Source organism: Patulibacter medicamentivorans (genome assembly GCF_000240225.1).
GTDB classification, from domain to species: domain Bacteria; phylum Actinomycetota; class Thermoleophilia; order Solirubrobacterales; family Solirubrobacteraceae; genus Patulibacter; species Patulibacter medicamentivorans.
The window spans coordinates 1-1,912 of record NZ_AGUD01000153.1; the positions used below are offsets into that span (position 1 = coordinate 1).

Below are 1,912 nucleotides of genomic sequence, written 5' to 3' on the forward strand. Positions count from 1 at the left end.
CCACCGGCGCTCCGGCGCTGTGCTCGCGCAGGAAGCGGTTGCGGATCCCGCGGGCGGCGCGGCCGGTGAACGCCCGCGTCAGGGCCGTCCCGGCGCCCGGCCGCTCGCGCAGCGCGTCGCAATGCCCGGCCCAGGTCCCCGCCTCGGGGCAGCGCAGGAAGGCGGTGCCGAGCTGGGCGGCCGTCGCCCCGGCCGCCAGCGCGGCCGCGATCCCGGCGCCGCCCATGATGCCGCCCGCCGCCACCAGCGGCAGGTCGACGGCGGCGGACGCCAGCTGCAGCAGCGCCAGCAGGCCGATCTCCTCGACGTCGAGCGCGTCCGCGAACGTTCCCCGGTGGCCGCCCGCCTCGCTGCCCTGGACGACCAGCGCGTCGGCGCCGGCCGCAGCCGCCAGCCGCGCCTCGTCCGGGCGGGTGACCGTGACCCAGACCGCGCTGCCGACGGCGTGGAGGGCGTCGACGACGGCCGCCTCCGGGCAGCCGAACGTGAACGACACGACCGCCACCGGGTCGGCGTGGAGCCGCTCGAGCTTGGCCTCGAAGTGGTCGTCGTCGAACCGCGGCGTGCCCACGGCCACTCCGAGCGCCTCCGCCTCGCGAGCGATCACGGCGACGTGCGACGTCAGCGCGGCCGGATCGGCGGCCGTCCCCGACGGCGCGAAGACGTTGACCCCGAACGGCCGCCCGGTCTGTTCGCGCGTGGCCGCGACGTCGGCCGCCAGCGCCTCGGGCGACCGGTAGCCGCCGGCGACGAAGCCGAGCCCGCCGGCGTCGGAGACGGCCGCCGCCAGCGCGGGCGTGGAGGGGCCGCCCGCGAGCGGGGCCAGGACGATCGGCAGCGGAAGGTCGGACGGGGCGAGCACGGTTCCCCCACCCTGGCAGAGTCGTCGCCGCGCGTCGTCGCGAGCGGGAGAACGCGAACGGGCCCGCCGTCCGAGGACGGCGGGCCCGTTTCACTGCAGTCGGGGCGCCCGGATTCGAACCGGGGACCTCGCCGACCCGAACGGCGCGCGCTACCAGGCTGCGCCACGCCCCGACGCGGTCCCGAAGTATGCCATGGAGCCTGCCGCGACGACCTCCGCCCTCCCCCGCCGGTCGCGAGCGGCCGATCGGGCGGGTTCCCGACGGTCCTCGACCGCTCGATCGCGGTCCCGGATCTCAGCCGGGATCTGCCGCGCGCGCGGCGGCCGGGGCGTCGACCGCTTCGCCGGCCAGGGCGGTGTAGAAGCGGATCGCCAGGCCGGTCACCAGCGTCTCGAAGGCGTCCTGGACCGCGACGTCCTCGCGGGCCGCCCAAGTCCGCAGCCCCTCGCGCTCGATCGCGTCCGCGTCCGCGAGCACGTCCTCGACGAGGTCCGGCGTGCGGTCGCAGAAGTAGGCGCCGATGGCGTAGAGGGTCGAGTGCGACGCGACGTCGACGACGCCGTCGCGCTCAGTGGCCACCGTCGGCCCCACCCGTGCCGAGCAGGCTCGTGGTGATCGAGGTCAACAGCGTCGTGATCGGCCGCCGCGGAACGGTCGGCGCCTTGGCGGGGGCGTCGCCGGTCGACGGGGCGGACGGCGTCGACGCCGGCTCGCTCGGTGCCGCCGCCTGGGTCCCGGTCGGGCGCGACGACCCCGACCCCGATCCAGAACCCGAGCCGGAGCCGGAGCCGGACGGCCGCTGGCTCGGCGTGGACGTCGCCGAGTCGTCACCGGTCGACTCGCCCGGCGCCAGCGCCTCGGGCTGGCGGAGCGGAGTCGTGCTGTCGTCGCCGGAGCTGGCCCCCGGCTCGTCGCTGGCGCCGGTGCCCCGGGCTCCGGGCGTGCCCGGCTTGGCCGGCTCGGCGGTCGACGGCCCGTCGGCGGCGCGCTGGCGCTCCGCGTCGCGGCCGGCGACCAGCGCGTGGGTGCCGTCGGCGGGGATCGCCGCC

Annotated in this window: 2 protein-coding genes, 1 tRNA gene and 1 pseudogene; all 4 read right to left on the bottom strand. The window is 78.1% G+C overall.

Features of this window, described 5'->3' with window-relative positions; genetic code table 11:
* Nucleotides 1–862, bottom strand: an 862-nt coding sequence (locus tag PAI11_RS10615) for a nitronate monooxygenase (RefSeq protein ID WP_040599830.1), incomplete at its 3' end; no start/stop codon positions are given.
* A 99-nt stretch (nt 863–961) separates the two neighbouring features.
* A tRNA-Pro gene (locus tag PAI11_RS10620) sits at nt 962–1,035 on the bottom strand.
* 122 nt (nt 1,036–1,157) lie between these two features.
* A complete protein-coding gene (locus tag PAI11_RS10625) occupies nt 1,158–1,442 on the bottom strand; it encodes a hypothetical protein (protein ID WP_138974225.1) in 285 nt (94 codons plus the stop codon).
* Nucleotides 1,432–1,912, bottom strand: a pseudogene (locus PAI11_RS27085) (hypothetical protein); the annotation flags it as partial. The gene PAI11_RS10625 and the pseudogene PAI11_RS27085, both read right to left, overlap by 11 nt.